24 protein-coding genes and 1 pseudogene are annotated in these 26,798 nt (G+C 52.4%); 15 read left to right on the top strand and 10 right to left on the bottom strand.

Annotation, left to right across the window (positions count from 1 at the left end; genetic code table 11):
• From ACQY8X_RS14900 to ACQY8X_RS14885, 4 genes and pseudogenes are all read right to left on the bottom strand, one after another.
• A pseudogene (locus tag ACQY8X_RS14900) lies at positions 1-198 on the bottom strand (phosphate ABC transporter ATP-binding protein); the annotation flags it as partial.
• A gap of 24 nt (positions 199-222) precedes the next feature.
• Positions 223-1,911, bottom strand: coding sequence for a phosphate ABC transporter permease PstA (pstA, locus tag ACQY8X_RS14895; RefSeq protein WP_428035931.1), 1,689 nt, complete (start codon positions 1,909-1,911; stop codon positions 223-225).
• Between the two features lie 27 nt (positions 1,912-1,938).
• Positions 1,939-4,215, bottom strand: a complete 2,277-nt coding sequence (locus tag ACQY8X_RS14890) for an ABC transporter permease subunit (protein WP_428035930.1) — start codon at positions 4,213-4,215, stop codon at positions 1,939-1,941.
• A 165-nt stretch (positions 4,216-4,380) separates the two neighbouring features.
• Positions 4,381-5,352 carry a PstS family phosphate ABC transporter substrate-binding protein gene (locus ACQY8X_RS14885; RefSeq protein WP_428035929.1) on the bottom strand — a complete coding sequence of 324 codons (972 nt, stop codon included), beginning with the start codon at positions 5,350-5,352 and terminating at the stop codon, positions 4,381-4,383.
• Between the two features lie 218 nt (positions 5,353-5,570).
• Between ACQY8X_RS14885 and ACQY8X_RS14880 the strand changes: the two genes are divergently transcribed.
• Positions 5,571-5,969 (top strand): acyl-CoA thioesterase, encoded by a 399-nt coding sequence (locus ACQY8X_RS14880; protein ID WP_428035928.1) that lies wholly within the window; start codon positions 5,571-5,573, stop codon positions 5,967-5,969.
• 5 nt (positions 5,970-5,974) lie between these two features.
• Here ACQY8X_RS14880 and ACQY8X_RS14875 read toward each other — a convergent pair whose 3' ends face one another.
• The 5 genes from ACQY8X_RS14875 to ACQY8X_RS14855 all read right to left on the bottom strand — a co-directional run bounded on the left by ACQY8X_RS14875 (position 5,975) and on the right by ACQY8X_RS14855 (position 11,337).
• A complete protein-coding gene (locus tag ACQY8X_RS14875) occupies positions 5,975-7,204 on the bottom strand; it encodes a nucleoside recognition domain-containing protein (protein ID WP_428035927.1) in 1,230 nt (409 codons plus the stop codon).
• Positions 7,205-7,308: 104 nt separating this feature from the next.
• Positions 7,309-9,525 (bottom strand): DNA helicase II, encoded by a 2,217-nt coding sequence (gene uvrD, locus ACQY8X_RS14870; protein ID WP_428035926.1) that lies wholly within the window; start codon positions 9,523-9,525, stop codon positions 7,309-7,311.
• 249 nt (positions 9,526-9,774) lie between these two features.
• Positions 9,775-10,728: a homoserine kinase gene (locus tag ACQY8X_RS14865; RefSeq protein ID WP_428035925.1), complete on the bottom strand. Its 954-nt coding sequence runs from the start codon at positions 10,726-10,728 to the stop codon at positions 9,775-9,777.
• Positions 10,729-10,744: 16 nt separating this feature from the next.
• A complete protein-coding gene (locus tag ACQY8X_RS14860; RefSeq protein WP_428035924.1) occupies positions 10,745-11,032 on the bottom strand; it encodes a DUF2782 domain-containing protein in 288 nt (95 codons plus the stop codon).
• Between the two features lie 20 nt (positions 11,033-11,052).
• Positions 11,053-11,337, bottom strand: a complete 285-nt coding sequence (locus tag ACQY8X_RS14855) for a hypothetical protein (RefSeq protein WP_428035923.1) — start codon at positions 11,335-11,337, stop codon at positions 11,053-11,055.
• A 47-nt stretch (positions 11,338-11,384) separates the two neighbouring features.
• Here ACQY8X_RS14855 and qhpR point away from each other — a divergent pair, with 47 nt between their 5' ends.
• From qhpR to polA, 5 genes are all read left to right on the top strand, one after another.
• Positions 11,385-12,431 carry an AraC-like transcriptional regulator QhpR gene (gene qhpR / locus ACQY8X_RS14850; RefSeq protein WP_428035922.1) on the top strand — a complete coding sequence of 349 codons (1,047 nt, stop codon included), beginning with the start codon at positions 11,385-11,387 and terminating at the stop codon, positions 12,429-12,431.
• A 154-nt stretch (positions 12,432-12,585) separates the two neighbouring features.
• Positions 12,586-13,968 (top strand): type III glutamate--ammonia ligase, encoded by a 1,383-nt coding sequence (glnT, locus tag ACQY8X_RS14845; RefSeq protein ID WP_428035921.1) that lies wholly within the window; start codon positions 12,586-12,588, stop codon positions 13,966-13,968.
• 13 nt (positions 13,969-13,981) lie between these two features.
• Complete coding sequence (locus ACQY8X_RS14840) at positions 13,982-14,848, top strand: phytanoyl-CoA dioxygenase family protein (protein WP_428035920.1); 867 nt, start codon at positions 13,982-13,984, stop codon at positions 14,846-14,848.
• Positions 14,845-15,585, top strand: coding sequence for a type 1 glutamine amidotransferase (locus ACQY8X_RS14835; RefSeq protein ID WP_428035919.1), 741 nt, complete (start codon positions 14,845-14,847; stop codon positions 15,583-15,585). Before ACQY8X_RS14840 ends, ACQY8X_RS14835 begins: the two co-directional genes overlap by 4 nt.
• A 152-nt stretch (positions 15,586-15,737) precedes the next feature.
• On the top strand, positions 15,738-18,479 hold the full coding sequence (gene polA / locus ACQY8X_RS14830; RefSeq protein WP_428035918.1) for a DNA polymerase I: 2,742 nt from the start codon (positions 15,738-15,740) through the stop codon (positions 18,477-18,479).
• A gap of 210 nt (positions 18,480-18,689) precedes the next feature.
• On the opposite strand, the gene yihA is transcribed toward polA, so the two are convergent.
• Positions 18,690-19,325: a ribosome biogenesis GTP-binding protein YihA/YsxC gene (gene yihA, locus ACQY8X_RS14825; RefSeq protein WP_428035917.1), complete on the bottom strand. Its 636-nt coding sequence runs from the start codon at positions 19,323-19,325 to the stop codon at positions 18,690-18,692.
• A gap of 205 nt (positions 19,326-19,530) precedes the next feature.
• Between yihA and ACQY8X_RS14820 the strand changes: the two genes are divergently transcribed.
• The 9 genes from ACQY8X_RS14820 (at position 19,531) to tatC (ending at position 26,695) form a co-directional block, all read left to right on the top strand.
• Positions 19,531-20,133 (top strand): c-type cytochrome, encoded by a 603-nt coding sequence (locus tag ACQY8X_RS14820; RefSeq protein ID WP_428035916.1) that lies wholly within the window; start codon positions 19,531-19,533, stop codon positions 20,131-20,133.
• Between the two features lie 131 nt (positions 20,134-20,264).
• Entirely contained in the window at positions 20,265-20,888 is a 624-nt protein-coding gene (locus ACQY8X_RS14815; RefSeq protein WP_428035915.1) for a thiol:disulfide interchange protein DsbA/DsbL, read from the top strand.
• 153 nt (positions 20,889-21,041) lie between these two features.
• Entirely contained in the window at positions 21,042-22,577 is a 1,536-nt protein-coding gene (locus tag ACQY8X_RS14810; protein WP_428035914.1) for a GGDEF domain-containing protein, read from the top strand.
• 100 nt (positions 22,578-22,677) lie between these two features.
• A complete protein-coding gene (ubiB, locus tag ACQY8X_RS14805) occupies positions 22,678-24,315 on the top strand; it encodes a ubiquinone biosynthesis regulatory protein kinase UbiB (RefSeq protein ID WP_428035913.1) in 1,638 nt (545 codons plus the stop codon).
• 116 nt (positions 24,316-24,431) lie between these two features.
• The gene (hisI, locus tag ACQY8X_RS14800) at positions 24,432-24,821 is read left to right on the top strand and encodes a phosphoribosyl-AMP cyclohydrolase (protein WP_428035912.1); all 390 of its coding nucleotides are present in this window, start codon (positions 24,432-24,434) and stop codon (positions 24,819-24,821) included.
• Between the two features lie 8 nt (positions 24,822-24,829).
• On the top strand, positions 24,830-25,165 hold the full coding sequence (locus ACQY8X_RS14795) for a phosphoribosyl-ATP diphosphatase (RefSeq protein ID WP_428035911.1): 336 nt from the start codon (positions 24,830-24,832) through the stop codon (positions 25,163-25,165).
• A gap of 129 nt (positions 25,166-25,294) precedes the next feature.
• Entirely contained in the window at positions 25,295-25,540 is a 246-nt protein-coding gene (tatA, locus tag ACQY8X_RS14790; protein ID WP_428035910.1) for a Sec-independent protein translocase subunit TatA, read from the top strand.
• Between the two features lie 17 nt (positions 25,541-25,557).
• The gene (tatB, locus tag ACQY8X_RS14785; protein ID WP_428035909.1) at positions 25,558-25,938 is read left to right on the top strand and encodes a Sec-independent protein translocase protein TatB; all 381 of its coding nucleotides are present in this window, start codon (positions 25,558-25,560) and stop codon (positions 25,936-25,938) included.
• The gene (gene tatC / locus ACQY8X_RS14780) at positions 25,925-26,695 is read left to right on the top strand and encodes a twin-arginine translocase subunit TatC (protein WP_428035908.1); all 771 of its coding nucleotides are present in this window, start codon (positions 25,925-25,927) and stop codon (positions 26,693-26,695) included. Before tatB ends, tatC begins: the two co-directional genes overlap by 14 nt.
• The last annotated feature ends 103 nt before the right edge of the window (positions 26,696-26,798 follow it).

Below are 26,798 nucleotides of genomic sequence, written 5' to 3'. Positions count from 1 at the left end.
GGACGGGCCGATAAAGGCGGTTACCCGGTTTTGCGGGATATCCATAGAGACGCCATGCAGCGCCCGCTTCTCGCCATAGAATAGCTCGAGGTCGCGCACTGTCAGGGCAATGGTTTCATCTTCAAGGCGCAGGCTTTGGTTCTGGCGCTGAAGAGCGGAAATATCGATTGAATGGGTCTTAGTAGCTTCCATAGTCATCATTAAACCTATCTAGTGTTCGGCTTACATCTCAAGCGCTTTGTATTTTTCGCGTAAATGGTTACGGATCGCAATCGCTGACATGTTCAGCAACGCGATAACCAGAACCAGTAGCAGGGCGGTGGCATAGACCAACGGCCGTGCTGCTTCGACGTTAGGGCTCTGGAAGCCCACATCATAGATGTGGAAGCCCAGGTGCATAAATTTCTGATCCAGGTGGATAAACGGATAGTTACCATCCAGCGGCAGGCTCGGAGCCAGTTTAACCACCCCCACCAGCATCAGCGGTGCTACCTCGCCGGCAGCCCGGGCGATCGCCAGAATGACACCGGTCATCATCGCCGGGCTGGCCATCGGCAGCACCACTTTCATCAGGGTTTCAAACTTGGTGGCGCCCAGTGCCAGGCTGCCCTCGCGAACCGCCCGGGGAATCCGGCTGAGGCCCTCTTCGGTGGCCACAATCACCACCGGTACTGTTAACAGTGCCAGTGTCAGTGATGCCCACAGCAGACCCGGAGTACCGAATGTTGGAGCGGGTTTGGCGGCGGCAAAAAACAGATCATCGATGTTTCCACCGAGAAAGTAAACGAAGAAACCCAGACCAAATACGCCATAGACAATCGAGGGGACACCGGCCAGGTTATTTACCGCGATGCGAATCAGCCGGGTGACAAACCCCTGCTTGGCATATTCACGCAGATAAACGGCGGCGATAACGCCAAACGGTGTTACCAGCAGTGACATCAGCAGCACCATCATCACGGTACCGAAGATCGCTGGGAAGATGCCGCCTTCAGTATTAGCCTCACGCGGGTCATCACTGACAAACTCCCAGAGTTTGGCTGCATAGTGCCCCATCTTCTGACCAATATTCATATCGTTAGGGCGGAAGATGCGTACAATCTTTGCCAGTTGAACCTCGACCACTTTGCCACCGGCAACCTCTGCGGTCATGGAATCACGATTAATCTCGGTGTACAGGTCCAGCAGCCGTTGCTGCAAGCCTTCATAATCCGCATCCAGCTCTTTACGGCGCTGCTTGATCGCCTCATAAGGGGCCTGGTCGGTGACGTTGTCGAGTTGCAGGCCCCGCTCTTTCAGACGCAGACGCTCCAGCTCATAGTTGATTGCACCGATCTCCTGCTTCTCAATCTTCAGAATATCGTCATGGATACGCAGAGCGCGATCAACCCGCTTGTCGAGTTCATTCCAGAGTGCCAGATATTCAGCCGATTTATCATTCCCATCGTAGCGGAGAACCTCCTTGCCGGACTCTTTAATGGAGCGCAGGTAACCGTAGAGGTTGCCCCATTCACGACGTTCAGCGGTAAACAGCATAGCCGGGTGGGTCTGGTCGGTGAAAAAGTGCTCCAGTGCCCAGGTAAAGTCAGTGCCATTAACATCACGGTTACCCACTTTCAGCAGGTGACGAATAGAGAACTCGCTGTTGTCCGGTATTTTGATACCGGCTTCAATCAGCTGTTTAGTCAGTACTTCATTGGTTTCTACCACTTCACCAATCACCGTTTTTGACTGACCATCAACGGTATAGGTGCCCTGAACAATATCTGCGGGCCAGAAGTGACTCAGACCACGGACGGCGATCAGTCCGAGCAAACCGACCACCATGATGATGCTGATAGCAACGGCACCGGCGTTCAGCCATACCCAGGGGGAACCGGATTTAAACCACTCTTTTACTGAGATGTTCATATTCTTTAATTTCCTCAACAACTCAGGTTACAGGGAGCCATATTTATTGCGCAGCCGCTGCCGAATGACCTCGGCCATGGTGTTGACCGCAAAGGTAAACATAAACAGTACAAAGGCTGCCAGGAACAGGATACGGAAGTGGGTACTGCCCACCTCAGATTCGGGCATCTCAACCGCAATATTCGCTGCCAGAGTACGCATCCCTTCAAATATGTTGGCGTCCATAATCGGTGTATTACCCGTTGCCATCAGTACAATCATTGTTTCACCAACGGCACGACCCATACCGATCATCACCGCTGAAAAAATACCGGGGCTGGCGGTTGGCATCACTACCCGTGTGAGGGTTTGCCATGGGGTAGCACCCAGCGCCAGTGAGCCGTAACTCAGGTGTTTAGGCACAGCAAAGATCGCATCCTCGGTGATTGAGAAGATGGTTGGAATGACGGCAAAGCCCATGGCGATGCCGATAACCATGGCGTTGCGCTGGTCATAGGCGATTCCCAGGTCGTTGGTCAGCCAGTGGCGCATGTTGCCATCAAACAGTACCAGTTCCAGTGAAGGGCTGATGGCGATACTGAGCCAGGTGGCAAGCACAATCACCGGAATCAGTAGCAGGGCGTCCCAGCCATCCGGCACCAGCCAGCGCACCTTTTTCGGCATCTGCGCCCAGCCGAAGGCAAACGCCAGCACCGCGAGTGGTAACAACAGCAGGGTGACAAAGATGCCCGGCAGGTTTTCCTCCATAAAGGGTGCCAGCCAGAGGCCCGCAAGAAAGCCCAGAATAACCGTTGGCAGGGCTTCCATCAGCTCGATAAAGGGTTTCACCTTACGACGCAGCGAAGGCACCATAAAGTAGGCGGTATAGATTGCACCACAGATCGCCAGCGGGGTCGCCAGGATCATCGCATAGAAGGCCGCTTTCAGGGTGCCGAATGCCAGCGGCATCAGGCTGAACTTCGGCTCGAAGTCGTTGTTGGCCGCAGAGGACTGCCAGACGTATTTGGGTTCATCATAGCCCTCATACCAGACCTTACCCCAGAGTGCGCTCCAGGAAACTTCCGGGTGCTCATTATCAATGTGCCACAGCTTCAGTTTGCCACCCTGTTCAACGAGCAAGGCATTAGCACGCGGCGCCATCGCGATCATTGAGGCGTTTGCCTCCGCCACTTTATGCACCAGCACATTGACGTTTGCTGTGGTGTTATAGAGGCGCAGATCACCGGCGGTATCAATCGTCGCAAAGCCCTTGCGGCGGTGCTCAATGGCCAGGTCAACGATAGGTGTTGTGCCGGTATCGAAAGAGCGAATCTTAGTCATCTGCCAGGCACCCTGTTCGTCACGCACCAGGAACCATTCAGAAACTTCGCCCTTCTCATTGCCCAGCAGAATCGCATTGCCCCCCAAAAGCAGATCAAATGTAGTGATCTTGCTGGATGATGCATTCAGTACCTGAGTGATAGTCGGGTCGTCATGATCTCGCAGGCTGACTACCGCCATCTTGCCACTCTCTCCGGCTACGAATAACCAGGCAAGGTCGGGCATCAACAACATCTTCTTGATCTTGATACCCAGGTCTGGCAGCGCCGTGGAGGACTGTTCTAACTCAACTTCACCGGTGAACAGGTTTTCGGTCTGAGAGATAAAGACTGCTTTCAGGTTGCCCTGATTACCACCGATCAGCGCGTAGCTACCCTCATTGCCGCTAACGGTGAGCTGTTCCAGAGCAACGCTGGCGACATCGATAGGCTGTTCACCCAAAGGGTAGGTAATGGTTGGCAGGATCACCCGCTGGCCATCCGGATAGGTCGACTTATATTCATGTTTGAATACCAGCGCCTGACCGTTGCTAAGGCCCAGAGCAAAGGTGTGACTGTTCTCGGACACCAGGGCAAAACTGACGATTTGGGTATCGGCAGGCAGCTCAGCCTGAATGCTCTTTAACACTTCGCCGGTCGTGGTGCTGAAAAACAACATCTCGCCGAGGTCAGTCACCCGTAAGCCGATCTCGGCCTGCTCTTCCATGGCGAGGTAGAGGGTTTTACCCGAACCGGGTACCGCATAGGGTTCGACAACCTGACCATTCTGCTCCCACTGCTGAATTTCAGCCGCGCGAAACATGGGGATGACTTCATAGAGAAGATAGAAAAAAATCAAAAGGATCGCGATGATGACGCTCACGCCTCCCATGCCGATGCCAACGGTGGCGACCTTGTCTTTAAAGGCCCGGAATTTACGTCCGCGGCGGGCCGCCGGCGAATTAAAATCCAGATCAGGAATAACGGAGCTGTTCTCTATATTCATGACATATTTCTACAATGATAAAAGTGATGGCGCAAAGATAAACATAGTTCATGACAGAAATGTTACAGCGCTGTAATAAAACTTTTACATACAAAAAAAAGGAGCCCGTCAGGGCTCCTTCTTTAGCAGGGAGGGCCTGTTTTCAGACCCGGAACCTCATCTGTATTACAGACCCAGTTCTTTCATCTGCTTTTCAACCAGAGAGGCTGGCAGAGGGATGTAACCATCCTTAACAACCACTTCCTGACCGACTTTAGCCAGTACCATCTTCAGGAACTCGCGCTCCAGTGGGGCCAGATCCTGACCAGGCTTCTTGTTGACGTAGATGTACAGCGCACGAGCCAGTGGGTAAGAGCCGTTCAGAGCGTTATCCGGAGTTGCTTCAACAAACGGAGTACCGGCTTTCTTAGTCAGTGGCAGGGCACGAACAGAAGAGGTCTTATAACCGATACCGGAGTAACCGATACCGTTCAGAGAAGTAGACACAGACTGAACAACAGAGGCAGACCCTGGCTGCTCATTCACGTTGTTGCGGTAGTCACCTTTACACAGGGCGTGCTTCTTGAAGTAACCGTAAGTACCGGATACAGAGTTACGACCAAAGATCTGGAAACCCTGAGCAGCAATAGCGCCAGTTGCACCTACATCACCCCAGGTATTAACTTCATCAGTCAGACCACATTTGCGGGTAGAAGAGAAGATCGCATCAACCTGAGGAATAGTCAGGCCTTCAATTGCGTTATCTTTGTTGACGAATACTGCCAGGGCATCAATCGCAACAGGTACTGCTGTTGGCTTGTAACCAAATTTCTTTTCGAACGCTTCCAGTTCCTTGTCCTTCATCTTACGGGACATTGGACCCATGTTAGAAGTACCTTCGGTCAAAGCGGGTGGAGCGGTAGAAGAACCAGCAGCCTGAATCTGAACGTTAACGTTAGGGTAGTTACGTTTGAACTCTTCAGCCCACATAGTCATCAGGTTAGCCAGAGTGTCGGAACCGACAGAGGACAGGTTACCAGAAACGCCGGAAGACTTAGTGTAAGTTGGCAGGTTCGGATCCAGCAGGTCAACTGCAGATGCAGTCATGCAAGTTGCGGTCAGGGCAACGGCTGCAAAAATTTTCTTCATTGGTTTCATTACAAGCTCCACAGAGGATGGTTTGAATACGCTTTAAAACGATCAGTGTTGATTCGATGAACGCAATATAAGGGCGTTGTGTGACAACTATGTGACAGCCTGAAAGATTTTTTTGGGTGTATCAGGCAGAACAGACCGTTTTTAACTAGACCTTAGTCCGGTAGTTGATAGTAAAATATGTCCTGCCAATATAAATACAAAGCGGGAACCCAGCTGATATGAATACCGACAAAACACTGTTAAAGCCCGAAGGTGAACTTAGCCTTCGCTGTCCAGCATCAGGGGCTGCCGCCAATATGTTTGGCGATGTGTATGGTGGCTGGGTTGCATCGCAGGCGGTTCTGGCTGCCGAAATCAGAGCGGGAGAGGCGGCTGAAGGCCGGGTTGCAACGGTTTCTATTGGCGCGATGAGCTTTATGGCGCCGGTGCTGGAAGGCACTATTCTGAGCTTCTATACCCAGATTAAAGAGCAGGGCACCAGCTCGTTGCGTATCAATGTTGAGATCTGGGGCTGCTGCCCTGATGGCCGTGATCTGCGGAAAGTGTCTGAGACCGAATGTGTTCAGGTGGCGATTGATGGGCATGGGCATATCCGGGCGCTGGATTTCGGTCAGTAAGTTAATTAACCAAAGAACCAGTATCCCACCACAATCGCACTGACAATGCCTGCCAGGTCTGCGGTCAGGCCGCAGGCCAGTGCATGGCGGGTGTGACGAATGCCAACCGAGCCAAAATAGACCGCCAGCACATAGAAAGTGGTCTCCGTTGATCCCTGAATAATCGCCGCCAGGCGTCCGGCGAATGAATCGACGCCGTGGGTGCTGATGGTATCCAGCATCATCGCCCGGGCACCTGAACCACTCAGGGGTTTCATCAGTGCGGTAGGCAGTGCATCAACAAAACGGGTATCCACACTCAGCAGTGAAACCCCCTCCCGTAGCAGCCAGATCGCACCTTCCATGACGCCGCTGGCACGAAATACGCCGATGGCCACCAGCATTGCCAGCAGATAGGGGATAATCATGATGGCGACGGAAAATCCCTCTTTAGCCCCCTCGACAAAGGTTTCATAGATGTTGACTCCTTTCAGATGGGCGACCCCAAGAAAGCAGATAATGGCGCTGAAGATCATCAGGTTGCCGATCAGTGATGATTGTTGCTGCAACTGGTCAACGGTCAGGGTGGCGAAATAGCCGATAAACGCCAGTAAACAAGCAAAAAATCCGCCGAGATAAAGCAGCGTCACCCGCTCCCACAGGCGGATTTTCTGTACCCAGGCAACCGCCAGCAAACCCGCCAGCGTGGAACAGCAGGTGGCGATCAGGATGGGAATAAAAACCGAGGTGGGGTCAGGTGAGCCCTGTTGGGCGCGGTAGAGAAACACAGTGATCGGGAACAGGGTAACCGATGAGGTATTCAGCACCAGAAACAGAATCTGGGCGTTGCTGGCGCGCGCTTTATCCGGATTAAGCTGCTGCAGATCCTGCATCGCTTTCAGCCCCAGCGGCGTAGCGGCATTATCCAGCCCGAGCATATTGGCAGACAGGTTCATGGTCATCGAGCCGATCGCCGGATGGCCTCTGGGTACCTCTGGCATCAGGCGGGTAAACAGTGGGCTGAGACCGTTCGCCAGCTTTTCCACCAGCCCGGCGGCTTCGGCGAGTTTCATGATGCCCAGCCAGAACGCCAGCGTGCCGATCAGCCCCAGTGCCAGCTCCACTGAAAGCTTCGACATATCGAAGGTTGACTGCACCATGCGCTGGAACACCTCAGCATCGCCCAGCGCCAGCCACTGATATAGCCCCCCGACAAACGCGAGGAGGAAAAAACCCAGCCAGATTCTGTGTAACATTCCGCGTCCTCTCAGACTGTTTCAGAACATTCTAGCGGTCAAGGCTGGCGGAAGCACAGTAAAAAGGCAGCGAGTAACGGCTTTATTCTGCCTTTGCTGAACCATCAGAGCGGCTGTAGATTGGCATAGCCAACCACCAGCCACTTACTGCCTTCCGCATCAAAATTAACCTGCACCCGCGCTTTTGGCCCCGATCCCTCATAATTCACCACAATCCCGTCACCGAAAATCTGATGACTTACCCGTTGGCCGAGAATGATCTGTGTGTCCGGTACTTCGGCGTGATCAAACATTGACGGGCGTTGCGGCTGCCGGGCCGTTACCGGCCGGCTGATACTGGCGTTGAGGCGCACCTCCTCCAGACAGCTGTCGGGTATTTCACGGATAAAGCGGGAGGGGCGGTTAAAGGTTTCATTGCCGTGCAGACGCCGGGATTCCGCATAGGTAATAAACAGTTTCTGCATGGCGCGGGTGATGCCCACGTAACACAGTCGTCGCTCTTCCTCGAGGCGACCGGGTTCCTCAATCGACATCTTATGGGGGAACAGGCCCTCCTCCATCCCGGCGAGGAACACCAGGGGAAACTCCAGCCCTTTGGCCGAGTGCAGCGTCATCAGTTGTACCGAGTCCTGATGCTCTTCCGCCTGGGCTTCTCCGGCATCCAGCGCGGCATCGTCAAGGAATGCGGTCAGCGGGGTGCTGTTCTCGTTGCCCTCTTTGTCTGGCTGCCAGGTCGACAGATACTGACGGGCGGCACTGATCAGCTCCTCAAGGTTTTCCACCCGGGCCTGGGCCTTTTCACCTTTCTCTTTCAGGTGATGCTCAATCAGGCCGGACTTTTTGATCGCGTGTTCGGTTTGCTCATGCAGGTCGGTGCCCTCGGTTTCCTGAGCGATCTGATTCACCAGATCGATAAAGGCCTGCAGGGCATTCGCTGCACGGGCACTGAGCTTATTGAGCTCGATCACTTCGTTAGAGGCGCGCCACATGGACACGCCCTCAGTACGGGCGTGCAGACGTACCTCTTCAATGGTCTTGCCGCCGATACCGCGGGTGGGCACATTGATAACCCGCTCCATCGCCGTGTCATCATCGCGATTGCTCACCAGGCGCAGGTAGGCGAGGGCGTTTTTAATCTCCAGACGATCATAGAAGCGCTGTCCGCCGTAGATGCGGTAGGGCATCCCGGCGCGGATCAGGGCTTCCTCCAATACCCGGGACTGGGCGTTGGAACGATACAGAATGGCGCTTTCGCTACGCAGGTTGCCCTGGCGCACCCAGCTGTCGATCTGATCGACAATAAAACGGGACTCGTCCTGCTCGTTGAAGGCGGCATAGAGGGAGATCTGTTCGCCATCGGCCTGCTCGGTACGCAGCTCTTTACCTAAGCGGCCCTGGTTATTACGGATGACATCGTTGGCGGCCTGCAGAATGGTATTGGTAGAGCGGTAATTCTGCTCCAGCTTGACCACCATGGTATCTTTGAAGTCCTGATTGAAACGCTGGATATTTTCGATCTTGGCGCCGCGCCAGCCGTAGATCGACTGGTCATCATCACCCACCGCCATCAGCTTTTCCGGTTTTGGCTTACGCGGATCGAGCGGCTGACAGAGCATCTTCAGCCAGGCGTACTGGATCGAGTTGGTGTCCTGAAACTCGTCTACCAGAATATAACAGAAACGCTCCTGATAGTGTTCCAGCAGCGCCGGGTTATGGTCTCGCAGCAGTTCCAGACAGCGCAGCAGCAGCTCGCCAAAATCGACCATGCCGCCGCGATCACAGGCGTCCTCATAGGCGGAGTAAACGCTTACCATCACTCTGGTGTTAGGGTCGCCGCCGGGGTCGATATGACGGGCCCGCAGACCTTCATCTTTCTGTGCATTGATATACCACTGAAACTGCCGGGCAGGCCAGCGGCTATCATCGAGGTTCATCTCTTTTGCCAGCCGCTTGATCAGCCGTAACTGATCATCGGAATCCATAATCTGGAAGTTTTCCATCAACCCGGCATCACGCCAGTGAGCCCGCAGAATGCGGTGTGCCAGGCCGTGGAATGTTCCTACCCACATGCCGCTGGGGTTCAGCCCCATCAGCTCCTGAATTCGCCCGCGCATCTCTTTGGCCGCTTTATTGGTAAAGGTAACCGCCATAATCGAGTAAGGCGAGAGCCCCTCGGTCTGTACCAGCCAGGCGATCCGGTGTACCAACACCCGGGTCTTGCCGGAACCGGCACCGGCCAGCACCAGCATATTACACACCGGCGCAGAAACCGCTTCGCGCTGGGCTTCATTGAGTGAATCAAGGAGATGGGATACGTCCATAGGGCTTCTTCAGATAGCTGTATAAATATTCAGTGGGGATTATAGCCGCCGGGGCGGCTGGAGGCCAGATGCAAAGCGGGTAAGAGCAGTCGTTAGTCGCTAGATGTCACTAAAAACGTGACTTGCTAGGGGTTAGGAAAAGCCTTCTTATCCGGAATATCAAAGGGCTGAAAATAGTGGAGCATTAAAAGGGAAAAGTTGACGCTCCGCATGAGATATTCAGAAAATCCTGCTAGCCACCGGCCATGACTATGGCAACGCCGCGGGTGTCGCTATCCGCTGTAGCAGTATCCGGCGGAACTCTTCCGGGTCTTTGATCTTTTGAGTGGTGTTCGGGTCCAGGGCCGGGATCAGTCGTGATAGCCAGAAACGCATCGCGGCGGTTCTTACCAATTGTGGCCAGGCGAGGTATTCATTCTCTTCGAAAGGTCTGACCTGATCGTAGGCGGTCAGTAGTGCCTGCTCCCGTTGCGGGTCAATCGAGCCATCCGGATTAACGCACCAGTCATTGGCGACAATGGCCAGGTCATATAACAGGTAGCCGGTGCAGGCGTTGTAGATATCCAGAATCGCGCTCAGCTTATCTTCCTGAAACAGGGCGTTATCATGGAACAGGTCCCCATGAATTGCGCCCTGAGGCAGGTTCCAGGGTTGTTCCCGCAGTTGTTCGAACAGTGTCACTTCAGTGCGCAGCAGTTGCGCATCTTCGGTACTGAGTTTGCTGGCAATCTGTTGCGACTCCCGCCGCCACCAGAAAACTCCGCGATGGGCCTGACGCTGCAGGTAGAAATCACGACCGGCCTGATGAAACTGCCCCAGGGCTGCGCCGATCTGCTGGCAGTGTTCTGCTGTCAGGGCTTCAATATGATTACCGGGCAGGCGTGGCTGAAGCAGTGCCGGGCGGTTATGCAGGGTTTTCAGGCCGATACCGTTGCTGTCTTTGAATGGAAAAGGCACGGGGCAGCCCCGGTCAGCCAGCCAGGTAGTCAGTTCGACAAAGTAGGGCATTTCATCCTGATTAAGGTCTTCAAACAGAGTGAGCACATACTCACTCTCCTGCTGATCTTCGCCGCAGAGCGTAACGAAGTAGTTGGTGTTTTCGATACCGCCGTCGATACCTTTAAAACTGATCAGCTGACCCAGTTGAAAATCCTGCAGCAGGTTTTCAAGATCTGACTGGCTTACCTCTGTATATACTGCCATAAATACCGCTTATTAATTACCAGCTGAACAAAATCCACTTGGGCAACATCAGGGTTGAGTCTTCAAACTTCTGAAACTCACCATCTTCGGTGGGCCGCAGATAATAGGTTTTGCCTACGACGGGCTCGACTTTAATCTCTTTCAGTTTGCCATTAACCCGGTACTCAAAGTAAGTCGCCTTTTCGCCGTGACGGATGGTGACCACCGGCTCGTTGTCATCAAATTCAGGTAATACATCTGCTGTTACTACAGGGGCGAAAGATATCGAACACAACAGGGTAAAGAGAAACACTACTTTTTTCATAACCATTCTTCTTTTCATAATCACTCCATGAACTGTGACTGCGCCATCTGAGTCCCGGGCAGTAAACCCGATAACAATATCTCCTGACGGTCAATGACTGCAATACCATGACCAGAAATACTTCCTTCTATAGCGTAGCTGATGTGTGAATATCCAGGTATCTGAATCTCTTCCGGTGTATGCGTTGCGGGTTGCCAGTTTGGCGCAGGCCAGTCGGGGTTGCGCTGAAACAGTGCGTTGTGCTGCCAGTTACGGGAGTGGCTGGTGATTCCGCTGGCGTTTGTCGGGGAGAGGCGGTTGGGCATAAAAGATGCAGGTGTTTGTTTACATCTGCAAACAGGGGCCGATTACTATGAATGCTCAATTTAGCGCTCTTCAGCTTAACCCTCGAAATGAGTCTACCGTGCTGGGTTCGGTGACCTTTGGCCTGGAGGAGTTTATTGATCAGCAGGGAGGCCAGAGTCAAGTCGTACTCTCACGGGCGGGTTTGCAGCCGGGGATGTATAAAAAACCCAATGTGCCTATTCCATTGCAGAGTTTCTGTAACTCGATGCATGAGGCCGCCTGCAGTACCGGTAATGAACATTTTGGCCTGAGCTTCGGTGCCCGGTTTCAGCCAGAGGGTCTGGGGGTGTTTGGTTATCACGCGATCACTGCGCCCACGCTCAGGGATGCACTGGAGGGGATGCTGAGTTCATTTAACGTATTTCAGAAAAATAGCTTGCTGCGGCTGACGCAGCATAAGGGTATCTGCTCGCTTGAGTATCGCCTGTTAGATGGTGATATCAGGGATCGCCGCCAGGATGCTGAGGTCACCATCGGCATGCTGAATAACGTCTTACGCCGCGGGCTGGGGCCTGACTGGACGCCACTGGCGGTGCATTTTCAGCATCCGGCACTGGTGGATGCACTGCAGCATCGTGATGCATACCAGTGTGATGTCAGCTTTCAGCGGGAGAGTAACTTTATCTTTTTCCGTGCGGGTTGCCTCGACTCGCCGATGCCCGATGCCGATCCGATTCTGCATGGCATCACGCTGGATGCTATTGCTCAGCTATCGGGCAGTGTGGCGCAACGGCTGTCAGTGGCACAACGGGTGCGCGGTGAGGTGGTTGATCTGCTGCCTTCTGGCGAGCTGTCTCTGGAACAGGTGGCAGAACGTCTGTTGCAGTCGCCCCGCACACTGCAGCGGGCATTGTCAGCGGAAAATCAGTCGTTTAAGACGATTGTGGAGGTAACCCGGCAGGAACTGGCCGATTACTATCTGTCTTATGATCAGCTCAGCTTGTCGCAAATCGCCTTCCGGCTGGGCTATTCGGAGCTCAGCGCATTTACCCGGGCGTTTATGCGCTGGAAAAATGTCCCTCCCAGCCAGTGGCGCCAGGCGGTTAAGCGTTAACCTCGTCGGCTTATGAACTAACCGCTCTTATGCGTAACCCCGCGCCAGAGTAAGTTGGCGTTAAATGTCAAAACTCTGATTTCTGCGGTCAAGGGAAAACAGGCCTGCCTCTGCGACACTCATCTCATCATATATAGACAGAGGACGAGATGAGATGTCTGATTCAACTAAAACACCCACAACCGTGTGGCAATGCCCGGACGAGGATGCACTCCAGTCAGCGGAACGCTTTCTCGCTGATAACGGCGTCGAGTACCTGTTAGCGCAGTTTGTTGATCTGCATGGCTGCAGCAAAAGTAAAGCGGTGCCCGTAAGCTGTTTAAAAATGCTCTGTCATGAGGGTGCCGGTTTTGCCGGCGGCGCGGTGCTGGGGTTCTACATGAGCCCGCAGGACCCGGAATATATCCTCATAGCGGACCTCTCAAGCCTTAAACTGATGCGCTGGATGCCGGGCTTTGCCTCTATCCGGGGGTTTGGTTATGTCGGGGGGCAGCGATTCGGTCTGGACTCGCGTAATGTTCTGGCAACGCAGACTGCACGACTGGCTGCCCGGGGGCAGCGATTGATGACGGGGCTGGAGCCAGAGTTTTATCTGCTCAGCCGTGATGAGGCGGGCACTATCGTACCGTTTGATCGCACTGATACCCTGGAGACACCCACTTATGATTATAAGGGGATCACCCGTAATGCCACCTATCTGAGAGAGTTGCATAAAACACTGGAGTCCACCGGTCTGGAGGTGTACCAGATCGATCATGAAGACGCGAATGGCCAGTTTGAACTGAACTACAAATATGACGAAGCGCTGGTCTCCGCTGATAATCTGCAGTTTTTTAAAATGGCGGCCTGTGAAATCGCCAACGAGATGGGCGCAATCTGTAGCTTTATGCCGAAGTTAAGTGCCACTACAACGGGTAACGGCACCCATGTGCACTGTTCGCTGGTGGATGAGGCGGGCAACAATCTGTTTCTGGATGAGTCTGACCACAGCGGCATGGGGTTATCAAAGACCGCTTACCATTTTATTGCCGGTATTCTTGAGCATGCAGCGGCACTGACCGCTATTCTCTGTCCCACCGTGAACTCCTACAAGCGGCTGGTCACCGGTACCCCCGGCCGTCCCAGCTGGGCGCCGGTATATGTTGCCTATGGGGATAACAACCGTTCAGCGATGGTGCGTATCCCGTATGGGCGTATCGAAGTACGTATCGGTGATGGCGCGATGAATACCTATCTTGCCACCGCCGCAATCATTGCTGCAGGCCTTGATGGTATCGAGCGGGAGCTGTCGCCGCCGCCGGCACAGAGTCTCAACTTCTACGATCTTACGGCGGTGCAACTGGCAGAACTGGGCGTTAGCCGACTACCGGCAACTCTCGGAGATGCCCTGACGGCGCTGGAACAGGATGTGTTACTTGCTGAGGCGCTGGGCAGCCAACTGATCAACAACTATATCACCCTTAAACGGCAGGAGTGGAACGCCTACCAGGCGACGGTATCCGCCTGGGAGATCGACCGTTATCTGACTTTTTATTAACAGGGGTTTCATCATGATTCAGCTTACACAACAGCAGATTGAGCAGTTCCGTAAAGATGGTTTTCTGATCGTCGACAAAATTATTGAGCCTGAAGCGGCGGCAGATATTCTTGAACGTTTTCCGCTGATCTTTGAACAGGGTCTCTATGAGACCGGTATCCGTCCGGATGAGGTGAATCTGCCGGAGGGGAGTCCCCCCTTTACCAGGCAGATCTGTAATGCCTGGAAATCGGATCTGACCATTGCCCGACAGGTATTGTCTGAACAGATGGGGCGTGTGTGTGCACAACTGGGAGGCTGGAGCGGCACCCGTCTGATGATCGATAACCTGCTGTGGAAACCGGTCGCGGGTCGGTCTATCGGCTTTCACCAGGACAGTATGTATTCGACCTGGATCGATAAGCCGGAGCTGGTCAGTTGTTGGCTGGCGCTGGACCAGACCACTGCCGCAGGCGGCACGCTGGTTTATATCCGCGGTTCCCACAAATGGGGTGAAGCTAAGCCGATTATGCAGTTTCACGGCCCTGAAGATGACCTGAAAGAGGTGCGTGAATGGGCGGCAGCGAATGATCTCGAGTTAGAGCTGGTACCGATTGAAGTCCCTCCCGGCGGTGGTGCTTTCCATGATGGCTGGTTATGGCATGGGTCGCGTATCAATAATGCAGATGTGCCGCGCCGGGCGTTGGCGATGCATTACTTTCAGGCTGATATTGAGTTTAACCCGGCTAATTTGAAGGTAGGGAACGGCCCGATCTACGGCCGTTACAAGAAGTTCGGCAGTAATGAGCTGGATGAAAGCTATTTCCCGATTACCTGGACCGACACCGGCTATCGCAGCCCGGGTCTGGATGAGTATCTCAACGAGGGCCACGAAAAATGAGAATTCTGGCCATTATGGCAGGCGGTATGAATGGTCCGGTTGAATCCGGTGTCATCGGCAAAGTGGTTGAGGCCCGGGGCCATCGCCTTGAGTGGGTTTACCGGCGGCATGGTGATGCTTTGCCGGAGGATATTGACGTCTATGCTGCTCTGATCGTATTTGGCGGCGAGGTCAGTGTGTATGACCCGTCACTGCGCCCCTATTTTGATCAACTGTCTGCCTTGATTCGACAGTTTGTCTCTGAGGACAAACCGGTTCTGGGTTCCTGTTTAGGGGCTCAGGCTATCGCTTACGCCTTTGGCGCGGAGGTGCGGCCGCAGAGCTTTCTTGAATATGGCTTTACCCCGTTGCAGCTGACCGATGCCGCAGCGGATGACCTGTTATTTCAGGGGCTGCAGAGTCAGCAACAGCTATTCGAAATGCATTCCGATACCTTTGCCCTGCCAGACGGAGCAACGCTGCTAATGCAGGGGGATCAAGTGGTGAATCAAGCCTACCGGTTAGGCTCAAATATCTATGGTTTTCAGTGCCACTTCGAGGTTGACCCGCAGATCACCGCCACCTGGAATCAACGTGAACTGATCGGTAATCCGAACCGCGATCAGGCGCTAGTCAGTCAGATGATTGATCAGGCGGACAATGACTTTGTTCTGTATCAGGATGCCCAGCAGCGCTTTGCAGAAACGGTTGTAACCCGCTGGCTGGCGCTGGCTGAGCCACGGGGACAGGGCGTTTAGCGAGGGTATCTTTGTGTTTGCCAGCGTGGCCATTACCGCTGAAATGCGCAACAGAGCTTTAGGCAGCCCACGGAATCGAATATGATGGAGCCCTCGGGGCCGATGCGATACTCCGGCCACACTCTTTTCAGACGGACAATGACTGCAAAACCATGACCGCAACTACTCCCCCTATTATCTTAGTCGATGGATCTTCATACCTGTACCGGGCCTTTTTCGCGGCTCAGCAAGCCGATATGCGCACCTCTGAAGGGGTGCCAACCGGGGCCGTGCGACTGGTGACCAGCATGTTACGCAGTCTGATTAAACAGTATCCGCAAAGTCCGGTGGCTGTGGTGTTCGATGCCAAAGGGAAAACCTTTCGCGATGATATCTATCCGCAATACAAGGCGCAGCGGCCATCCATGCCGGATGATCTGCGGACGCAGATTGAGCCGATCCATAATATTGTCCGGGCGATGGGGTTTCCTCTGATCGCCGTTGAGGGTGTTGAGGCGGACGATGTGATTGGAACCCTGGCCAGGGAGGCAAGTGCTAAGGGGCTGAATACGATTATCTCCACCGGCGATAAGGATATGGCACAGCTGGTGGATCAGCATGTCACCCTGATCAACACCATGAATGATACCCATATGGATGTCGACGGAGTAAATGAGAAGTTTGGAATTCCGCCGGAGCTGATTATCGACTATCTGGCGCTAATGGGGGATAAGGTCGACAACATTCCGGGTGTGCCTGGAGTGGGTGGAAAAACCGCTCTGGCGCTGTTACAGGGGATCGGTGGCATCCAGGATCTCTATGACAATCTGGATAAAATTGCGGCGCTGGGCTTTCGTGGTTCGAAAACCATGGCCAAGAAGCTGGAAGAAAATCGGGAATCGGCGGAGCTTTCCTACCTGCTGGCAACGATTAAAACTGATCTCGAACTGGAATGTGGCATAGAAGATATACCGGTGCCCGAGGCCGATAACGAGAAGTTGCTGGAACTGTTTCAGCAGTGTGAGTTTCGCAGCTGGATCAGTGAGCTGGATGCTGCAGCGGCGGACGGTGCTAAAGCGTTAGAGAATGAATCGCAGCTGCCGGACGAGATCGTCTATGAAACGATTCTCGATCAGGCCGCATTTGACCGCTGGTTTAAGGTGCTGGAGAGCGCTGAACTGTTTGCCTTTGACACCGAAACCGACAGTCTCAACTACATGGAGGCCAACCTGATTGGCCTCTCTTTCTCGGTAGAGCCGGGCAAGGCTGCGTATCTGCCCGTTGCCCACGACTATATGGGCGCGCCTGAACAGCTGGATCGTAATGCAGTGCTGAAACAGCTGAAGCCGTTGCTGGAGAGCGAATCCCACAAAAAAGTGGGGCAGCATATTAAGTATGATATGAACGTGCTGGCGCGTTATGACATTGAACTGAAAGGCATAGCGTTTGATACCATGCTCGAATCCTATGCGCTGAACTCGACCGCTTCGCGACACAATATGGATGCTCTGGCAGATTTTTATCTGGGGGTTAAAACCGTTAAGTTTGAAGAGATTGCTGGCAAAGGTAAGAAACAGCTGACCTTCAATCAGATCGAGATGGAGCAGGCGGCACCCTATGCGGCTGAAGATGCGGATATCACCCTGCGTCTGCATCAGGTGCTGAGTAGCAAGCTGGCGCAGGATCCGGCACTGGAAAGCGTCTTCTCCGATATAGAACTGCCGTTGATTCAGGTGCTTGCCCGCATGGAACAGCACGGCGCTATGGTTGATGCGACGCAACTGGCCATTCAGAGCCGGGAACACGGTGAACGGCTGGTTGAGCTGGAGCAGAAAGCCCATGAGTTAGCGGGTGGCCCCTTCAACCTGAGTTCGCCTAAGCAGCTGCAAGAGATTCTGTTTGATCAGCAGAAGCTACCGGTGATTAAGAAAACTCCGAAAGGCGCACCATCAACTGCAGAAGAGGTGTTGCAGGAACTGGCACTGGATTACCCACTGCCGAAGATGATTATTGAGCACCGTAGCCTGAGTAAACTGAAGAGCACCTACACCGATAAGCTGCCACAGATGATCAATCCGGCCACCGGGCGGATACATACATCCTATCATCAGGCGGTAACCGCCACTGGCCGACTCTCTTCCTCCGATCCAAATTTGCAGAACATCCCCATCCGTTCCACCGAGGGCCGGCGCATCCGTCAGGCTTTTGTGGCTCCAGAAGGTTATAAGCTGGTGGCCGCAGATTACTCTCAGATCGAGCTGCGTATTATGGCGCACCTGTCTCAGGATCAGGGGCTGCTGAAAGCCTTCGCCCAGGGGGCCGATGTTCATAAGGCGACCGCTGCGGAGGTGTTTGGTGTTGAGCTTGAGAATGTAACCTCAGATCAGCGCCGCAGCGCTAAAGCGATCAATTTTGGTCTGATCTACGGCATGTCCGCATTTGGTCTGGCGAAGCAGCTGGGCATCGGCCGGAATGAAGCGCAAACCTATATCAATCACTACTTTGAAACCTATCCCGGTGTGCAGCGTTATATGGATGATATCCGGGCGCAGGCGGCTGAAAAAGGCTATGTGGAGACTCTGTTTGGTCGTCGTCTGTATCTGCCGGAGATTAAGGCCAGCAATGGTATGCGCCGTCAGGCGGCTGAGCGTACTGCGATCAACGCGCCGATGCAGGGGACTGCCGCAGATATTATTAAAAAGGCGATGGTTAAAGTGGATCGCTGGTTGCAGGGCAGTGATAGCGGCGCCCGGATGATTATGCAGGTACACGACGAGTTGATTCTTGAAGTGCCGGATGCTCAGGTGGAGGCGGTATCAGCGCAGCTGGTTGAGTTGATGCAGTCAGCTGCGGCTCTGGACGTGCCACTATTGGTGGAAGCGGGAACCGGTGATAACTGGGATCAGGCGCACTGAGCGGCAGGGGATCAGCGCATTATAGATGAGTCTGTCAGAGGAACTTATTCAGGGACAGCGCGTCTCAATACTATGAGAGTCATATTAGTTTACCCCGCCAGGGGCGGCTCTCATATCTACTAAGCATATGGCAACAAGTATGCCTTGAAGCTCTCGAAATCACAGTGTTCCCCTTTTAATGATTCGAGAGCTTTTTTTATCCGGGCCGGTTTATTCGCTTGCCTGATCTTCCCCGTCATCGTTCAGTAACCAGTGGTTGAGCTGTTCACGCAGTTGGTCGACACCGGTTGTTTTCAGTGCGGAGAAAGTTTGTATCGTGAGCAACGGATTGTTTTTTACATCCAGATCCTGCTTCATCTTTAACAGCGCATTCTGTGCTGCGCCCCGGTTCAGCTTGTCGGCTTTGGTTAGTAGAATATGGAGTGGCATCGCAGCTTCGCTGCACCACTGGATCATCATCTGATCAAACTCTTTCAGGGGGTGACGAATATCAACCATCAGAACAACACCGCGAAGAGAATCACGGTTCTGCAGATAATCGTCGAGGTGTCTCTGCCAGTGCTCTTTCATCGCGATAGGGACTTTGGCGTAACCATAACCCGGCAGGTCAACGATGCGCAGCCCTTCCACATTGGTATCGAAGAAGTTAATCAGCTGTGTCCGGCCCGGCGTTTTACTGGTGCGGGCCAGCTTTGCGTTGGTCAGCGTGTTAATTGCACTGGATTTACCAGCATTGGAACGACCTGCAAACGCAACTTCTGCGCCGTTGTCCTCGGGACACTGGCTAAGTTTGCTTGCGCTGGTGTTAAAACGTGTCAGATGGTACTGAATTTGGGGTAAAGACATATACTTTTTGCCTATCAGCCTGTAAATACAGACATTTATCGTTCCAGTTTGTGTGGATATTAGGTTATAATCCCGGCGGAATTCTACCTGTGGCTGTAATATTACACCAGCCCGGGTGTTAGTTTGGTCGCCCTGTTTCAATCCGATTAGCTTCAGATTGTGACAGAAACCGTTAGCAATCTATAGCAAGAGTCTGGGTTAGTCGATGAATAAACTACTGATCGCCATACTGGCAAGCGTGAGTATCATAAGTGTTGCACATGCGGCGGGAGATGCTGCTAAAGGACAGGGTAAAACCGCAATCTGCGGTGCATGTCACGGAGCTGATGGCAACAGTGCTGTCGGCAACTTTCCTAAACTGGCGGGGCAGAATGAGAGTTACCTGCTGAAACAGTTGCAGGATATTAAAGCAGGCAATCGTACCGTTGTAGAAATGACCGGTCTTCTGACTAACCTGAATGATCAGGATCTGGCAGATATCGCTGCGTATTTCTCTTCTAAGACCGTTCAGGTCGGCGCCGCAAAAGCGGATCTGGTTGCTGCGGGTGAGAAAATCTACCGCGCCGGTGTTGCTGATAAGGGTGTAGCTGCCTGTACCGCTTGTCATGGTCCAGAGGGTAAAGGTATTGAAACAGCAGGCTACCCGGCACTGAGTGGTCAGCATGCGCAGTATGTTGAGACCCAGCTGAAAAACTTCCGTGCGGGCACCCGTGCTAACGATCCTCAGGCGATGATGAGCACAATTGCTGCGAAGCTGAGCGATAAAGAGATCCAGGCGGTTGCCAGCTATATCCAGGGCTTGAATTAAGATTCAGCTCTGAGTCAGGAAAGGCAGCGTAAGCTGCCTTTTTTATTGGCAAAAATAATTGCGCCAGGGCTGAACTTGACGCATATTGGCCGGTCATAAGAGACTGATTTTCTGAAAGGTTGGAGACAGATATGTTTAGAACACTCGCTATTGGGTTATTAATGACCCTGACCGCGGTCATCGCTCAGGCAGAGGAGTATAAGGCCGGTGTCAACTATGATGTGATTGCTATGCCGGTTCCGACTACTGATAAAGCAAAAGTTGAGGTCGTTGAGGCCTTTGGTTATCTGTGTCCCCATTGCGCTCATTTTGAACCACTGTTGCACAGCTGGGTGACTAAATTACCGGATAGTGTGGATTTTGTGCGTATTCCCGTGGTGTTTTCCCGGTCATGGGAGCCATTAGCCCGGGCATATTACTCTTCCGAGATCCTTCATGATCTGGATAAAACCCACCAGGCCACTTTCGATGCGCTGCATAAAGAGCGTCGCCGGTTTAACAGTATGGACGATCTGGCGAACTACTATGCTGATCTGGGAGTTGATAAAGACAAATTCACAAAAATGACCCAGTCTTTTGCAGTCAATATGCGTATGAATCAGGGCGCGTCAAAGCTGAAAGGTTATGGTATCCAGAGTGTGCCGACCCTGATCGTCAATGGTAAATATCTGGTGACCGCTGATAAAGCCGGTGGTCATGCCGGGATGCTTAAAGTTGCTGAATATCTGATTGAGAAAGAGAAGAATGCTCAGTAGAGCTGGTCTGTATCAAAAAAGCCGCATTTAGCGGCTTTTTTATTGCAAATTGGGTAGCGAACGCCGCCAAGAGACTGGCTTGTGGTGTCTGATCTGACATAACATAAAAGCTTGTTATTGGTTTATCTATTGGTCGGTTCACAGGTATAGGTAATGGAACAGGACGACTGGAAAGAGCGTTACAAATTACTTTCTGAAGAGGTGGATAAGCTCCAGGCTCTGCTTGAGGAACAGCCACTGCAACGACTTGTATTCCAGATGTCTGTAGTGCTTGATGGGCAGTCAGAAGGGCTTGACCGGTCTTTAAAAAACCTCTGTGAGCAGATTAAAACCGATAAAGTTGCTAAGCCAGAGACTATTAGCCTGGTTGAGAAACAGTTGCGGGGGCTGGACCTGGAACAGCAACAGCACCGCAATCAGTTACTGCAGGGGCTGAAGAAATGGATATACCAGCTACGACTGAACCTGACTACCGATTTGAGCAACCAGCGTTTAAGCTCGGTTGAGGAAGCGCTGGCCCCTTTCTCTGGTCGGCTTGCTGAAATCTCGTCTGTTATCAATGATCTGGTGGCTCTGCAGGCACATATTCTGACCGATGATTTTAACGGCGGACGACAGCACGGTATTCTCGAAGAGCTGGGGCATGAAGATGAGGAGCTGCTAGAGAAAATAGCGTCTGAACTACTCAGCTTGATGTCAGGTCTGCACATCCCCCAGGGAGAGATGTCCCTGGCGCGGGAGCTGGTTAGCAGAATCGAAAGAGGCTTGTCGCTCAGCGTGCTGCCTGAGATTATTCAGGATCTTGTAAGCCTGGTGGGCAGGATCAGTTCTTACAATAGCGAAGACTTTGAAGACTATCTGCTCAATCTCACTGGCCAGTTAGCGGAAGTACAGGCATATGTTGAAGCCAGTCAACAGGATGAACGGCTGGATGAAGAGGCTGAGCTGCTGAGCAATGGGATTCGCTATGATGTTCAGGCGATACAGCAAGCGATGCAGGAATCGAACGACCTGCAGCAGTTAAAGAGCAATGTATCGTCCCAGTTAATGAACATTGTAAAGTCAGTTGACCTGTTTAAACAGAAAGAGGAAAGCCGTGAGCAACGCTTGCACGAGCGTTATCTTCAGCTCCAGTCCCGCCTTGAACAGATGGAGGTGCAGACTCAGCAGATGAAAGTCCACGTGGAGGCAGAGCGGCATAAAGCATTGACTGATTCATTGACAACATTACCGAACAGAGCCGGATATGATCAACAGATTACCTTCGAATTTGAGCGCTGGAAGCGTTATGGTCAGACCTTTTCGATAGCGGTTGCTGATCTTGATCTGTTTAAAAGAATTAATGACTCTTATGGCCATCAGGCGGGTGATAAGGTACTCCGTCTGGTGGCTGCAATTCTGACCCGGCAGTGCCGCTCTACTGATTTTGTTTCCCGTTACGGTGGTGAGGAGTTTGTTATCCTGATGCCAGGGACCTCGGAGGAGCAAGCAGTGTCTGCGGTGGAAAAAATTCGCCATGCTGTTGAATGCAGCCCTTTCAATTTTCATGGCCAGCCGGTGCAGATTACACTCTCTCTGGGGGTCGCCGAGGTGCAATCTGACGATTCGATTGAAGACCTGTTTGGTCGGGCGGATAAAGCACTCTACGAAGCTAAGCGTCTGGGACGGAATCGTATTGAGCTGGGTTAAGCTTTGGTACTCCGGTATGATGCAGGTCTTTACCTTGTAGACCGATGTAGGCAATATGCCTGCCTTATTCCAGAACAACTGACCACGGAACCTAACAGCGGTGCGACGTTTACTCCGAATCTTCAAAATTGTACGGGTTTTTGCTCGATACCGGCTTGATACCCTTTTTGATCAGCTTAACCTGCATTGGTATGCCCGCCTGCTGATAAACCTGATGCTCTGGCGTTACCTGATCCCGGTAGGTTCTAAGTCCCAGGGGCAGCGGTTACGTTTGGCTCTGGAAGAGCTGGGGCCGGTGTTTATCAAGTTTGGTCAGATGTTGTCCACCCGGCGAGATCTTCTGTCTGATGACCTGGCGCTGGAGCTTAAAAAGTTGCAGGACCAGGTGCCTCCTTTCGAGAGTGCCTATTCGCAGCAGTTGATTGAACGGGCATTGAATGCGCCGGTCGAAGAGATTTTTGCCGAGTTCAATGCCACACCGATGGCGTCTGCGTCGGTTGCGCAGGTGCATGAGGCGCTGTTGTACAACGGTGAAGAGGTGGTGGTGAAAGTGATTCGCCCCGGCATCGAAAAGACCATCAGAAAAGATATGGCGGTGCTGTATACCATTGCTCAGCTGGTGCAGGCTTTGTGGGTTGAGGGCCGCAGGCTGAAGCCGGTAGAGGTGGTTGCTGATTATGAAAATACTATTTTTGATGAACTGGACCTGCGTAAAGAGGCTGCTAACGGTTCGCAGATTCGGCGTAATTTTGAAAACTCTCCCATTCTCTATGTGCCGGAGATCTATTGGGATCTGACTCGCCAGAATGTATTGGTGATGGAGCGGATTCACGGTATTCCAGTGGCTGATATTGAACAGCTTAAGGCTCAGAATACGGATATGAAAAAGCTGGCGGAGCAGGGGGTCGAAATATTCTTTACCCAGGTGTTTCGCGATAGTTTCTTCCATGCCGATATGCATCCGGGAAATATCTTTGTCTCCCGGGAACACCCCTCATCACCGCAATATATCGCCGTCGATTTTGGCATCGTGGGCTCGCTTTCGCCGGAAGACCAAAGCTATCTGGCACGTAACTTTCTGGCCTTTTTTCAACGTAACTACCGCCAGGTTGCGCAACTTCATATCGATTCCGGCTGGGTGCCGCCGGATACCAATGTGCAGGCATTTGAAACGGCTATCCGCAGTGTATGCGAGCCTATTTTTGAAAAGCCTCTGAAAGATATCTCGTTCGGTATGGTGCTGATGGGTTTATTCCAGACCGCCCGACGTTTCAATATGGAGGTTCAGCCGCAGCTGGTATTGTTACAGAAGACCTTGCTGAATATTGAGGGGTTGGGACGTCAGCTCTACCCCGAGCTGGATTTGTGGGAAACCGGACAGCCCTTCCTTGAGCGCTGGATGAAAGAACGGATGGGGCCGAAAGCGGTCTATCGTTCTATGAAACAACAAGCGCCTGATTGGTTAGATAAAATGCCTCATCTGCCACAGATGGCATATGACGCCCTGAATCAGCTTAAAAATCTGGAGGATAGCCGGCGCAGGGATATGCTTGCTCTGAGTGTTGCCCGTCAGGAACTCCAGCAACAGCGTAATCAGAAAGGCCGCTGGCTGGGGCTGGTGTGTTTTATCGCTGCGCTGGGATTTGCAGTAAATGACCCGATGTTCGTGGTCAGCGAACTGCCAGTAATCAGTTGGTTATTGGGCGGTACCGCTGCCGTATTACTGCTGCGTCACTGAATTGCAACAATAAACTACTACTCTTGCCGCCTCCCTTGTTTCGGGGATAGTCAGGGGATAGTAGTGAGGCATGGGATCAGGTATTCTTGCCTGCTTAGATTTTGAAGAATATTGATATGACAGAGTTGTGGTTAGATCAGGTTCGGTGGAATAGCGATGGGCTGGTGCCGGCAATCGCGCAGGATCACCTGTCTGGAAAGGTATTGATGGTTGCTTGGATGAACCGTGAAGCGCTTGCATTAACGGTGCAGGAGAAACGGGCTATATACTGGTCGCGTTCACGGCAGAAGTTATGGCGTAAAGGGGAAGAGTCCGGGCATATTCAGCAGCTCCATGATATTCGCCTCGATTGCGATGATGATGTCATTCTGCTGAGTGTCGAGCAGTTAGGTGGTATAGCCTGCCACACCGGCCGAGAACACTGCTTTTTTAAAACGCTCAGTGATGGGGAGTGGGTTGCTGTTGAGCCCGTTCTGAAAGACCCGCAAAAGATTTATGACAAGTAAGGCCTTATATGAGTGATGTACTGACACAGTTGGGTGATATTCTTGAGCAGCGTAAAGAGGCAACTGCTGAAAAGTCCTATGTCGCCAGCCTGCATGCTAAAGGGCTTAATAAAATTCTGGAAAAAGTCGGCGAAGAGGCAACAGAAACTATTCTTGCCGCTAAAGATGCAGAGGTGAGTGGCGATTGCAGTGATGTTGTTTATGAAACCGCAGATCTTTGGTTTCATACGCTGGTTGCATTGTCACATCTCGGTGTGCGCCCGGAAGCGGTCGTTGAGGAGCTTGCCCGGCGTTTTGATATGTCAGGCTTGGAAGAGAAGGCTTCCCGGCCTGGGCAAAAATAGCTCAAACCCTTGTAGTGGTCTTTGCATAGCTTCAGGGATATCCTGATGCGCGAAGCCTGGAACAAAGAAACCCATTTCATTTAACTGGCGAAGGTAGTTCGCCCAAGTAGTAAAGCGGAGAACAATAATATGTTAGGTGGTATTAGTCTGTGGCAGTTAGCTATTCTTTTAGTCATCGTTGTGCTGTTGTTTGGTACTAAAAAGCTGCGCAATCTGGGTGGTGATCTGGGTGGCGCGGTTAAGGGGTTTAAAAAGGCGATGAATGAAGAGCCTAAAGAGGAAGATAAGCAGATCGAAGCGGATGCGGATTTTTCTGATGCAGGTAAGGCTGAAGCGAAAGAGCAGACAAAAGCAGAGCCAAAAACTGATAAGTAACCGACAGGTAGCTGTAGATGTTTGATATCGGTTTTGCTGAACTCTTGATAATTGCGATCGTTGGGTTAGTGGTGCTGGGGCCTGAAAAACTTCCGGTAGCGGCCCGCACGGTTGGGTTGTGGGTGAGCAAAGCAAAGCGCACTCTCGGCAGTATTCAGTCTGAGATCAGCGAAGAGCTGCGGCTGGATGAGATGAAGCGCCAGATCGTGATGAAGCAGGAAGAGCTTGATCGTGAACTCAATGAGATGCGCAAGCCCGCATCAGAAGCAGAAGGTGGTCGCACAGCAACTACTAAGGCAGCAGTTGAACACGATAAGAGTGTCGATCAGGCGGGAAGTGAGCCAAATACTGTAGTAAAGCCTGAACAGGAAAATACCAAGGCCGATGATAGACCCTAACCAGCCCCATTCAGCGGATGATCAGGAGCAGCCAATTGTCTCCCATCTGGTAGAGCTGCGCAGTCGCCTTATGCGGGCATTGCTGGCTGTTCTTATCCTGTTTCTCTGTCTGTTCTATTTTGCCAATAACCTCTACGAAATAGTGTCTGCACCGTTGACAGCGCTGCTGCCTGCAGGCACCAGTATGATAGCAACAGATGTGACGTCGCCATTTTTTGCGCCCTTCAAACTAACCCTGGTGTTGTCAATCTTTCTGGCGATGCCGCTGATTCTGCATCAGATTTGGGGGTTTATCTCACCGGGCTTATATAAGCATGAGAAGCGCCTTGCGGTGCCGCTGTTGGCGTCAAGTATTGTGCTGTTCTACTCCGGTATCGCGTTTGCTTACTTTGTGGTCTTTCCGCTGATTTTCGGCTTTTTCACCAGTGTGGGGCCTGAAAATGTTGCGGTGATGACCGATATCAGTAGCTATCTTAATTTCGTGTTGAAGATCTTCTTTGCATTTGGTGTTGTTTTTGAGATTCCCATTGCGACACTGCTGTTGGTGTGGAGTGGCATAACCGATGTTAAAAGCCTGAGAGAGAAGCGGGCATACGTGATAGTCGGCTGTTTTGTGTTGGGTATGTTGCTGACACCTCCCGATGTCATCTCTCAAACGTTACTGGCAGTACCAATGTGGTTGCTCTTCGAGCTGGGAATTTTGTTGGCAGTTATCGTCAAGCGGAAAGCGCCAGCGGACGATGAAGAGGCGGAGTAGAATAGGAGCTAGACGCGACTTCGTCGCTTGCTAGTGGCGAGAACGGAAACTGCGTTTCCTGCTAGAAAAAGCAAAGACAAAACATAAAAACCGCCGTGAGGCG

The sequence above is a fragment of the Amphritea sp. genome (genome assembly GCF_050300915.1).
In the GTDB taxonomy this organism is placed as follows: domain Bacteria; phylum Pseudomonadota; class Gammaproteobacteria; order Pseudomonadales; family Balneatricaceae; genus Amphritea.
Note: the sequence above shows the minus strand (reverse complement) of the source record. Positions and strands in the feature narration are given on the sequence as shown.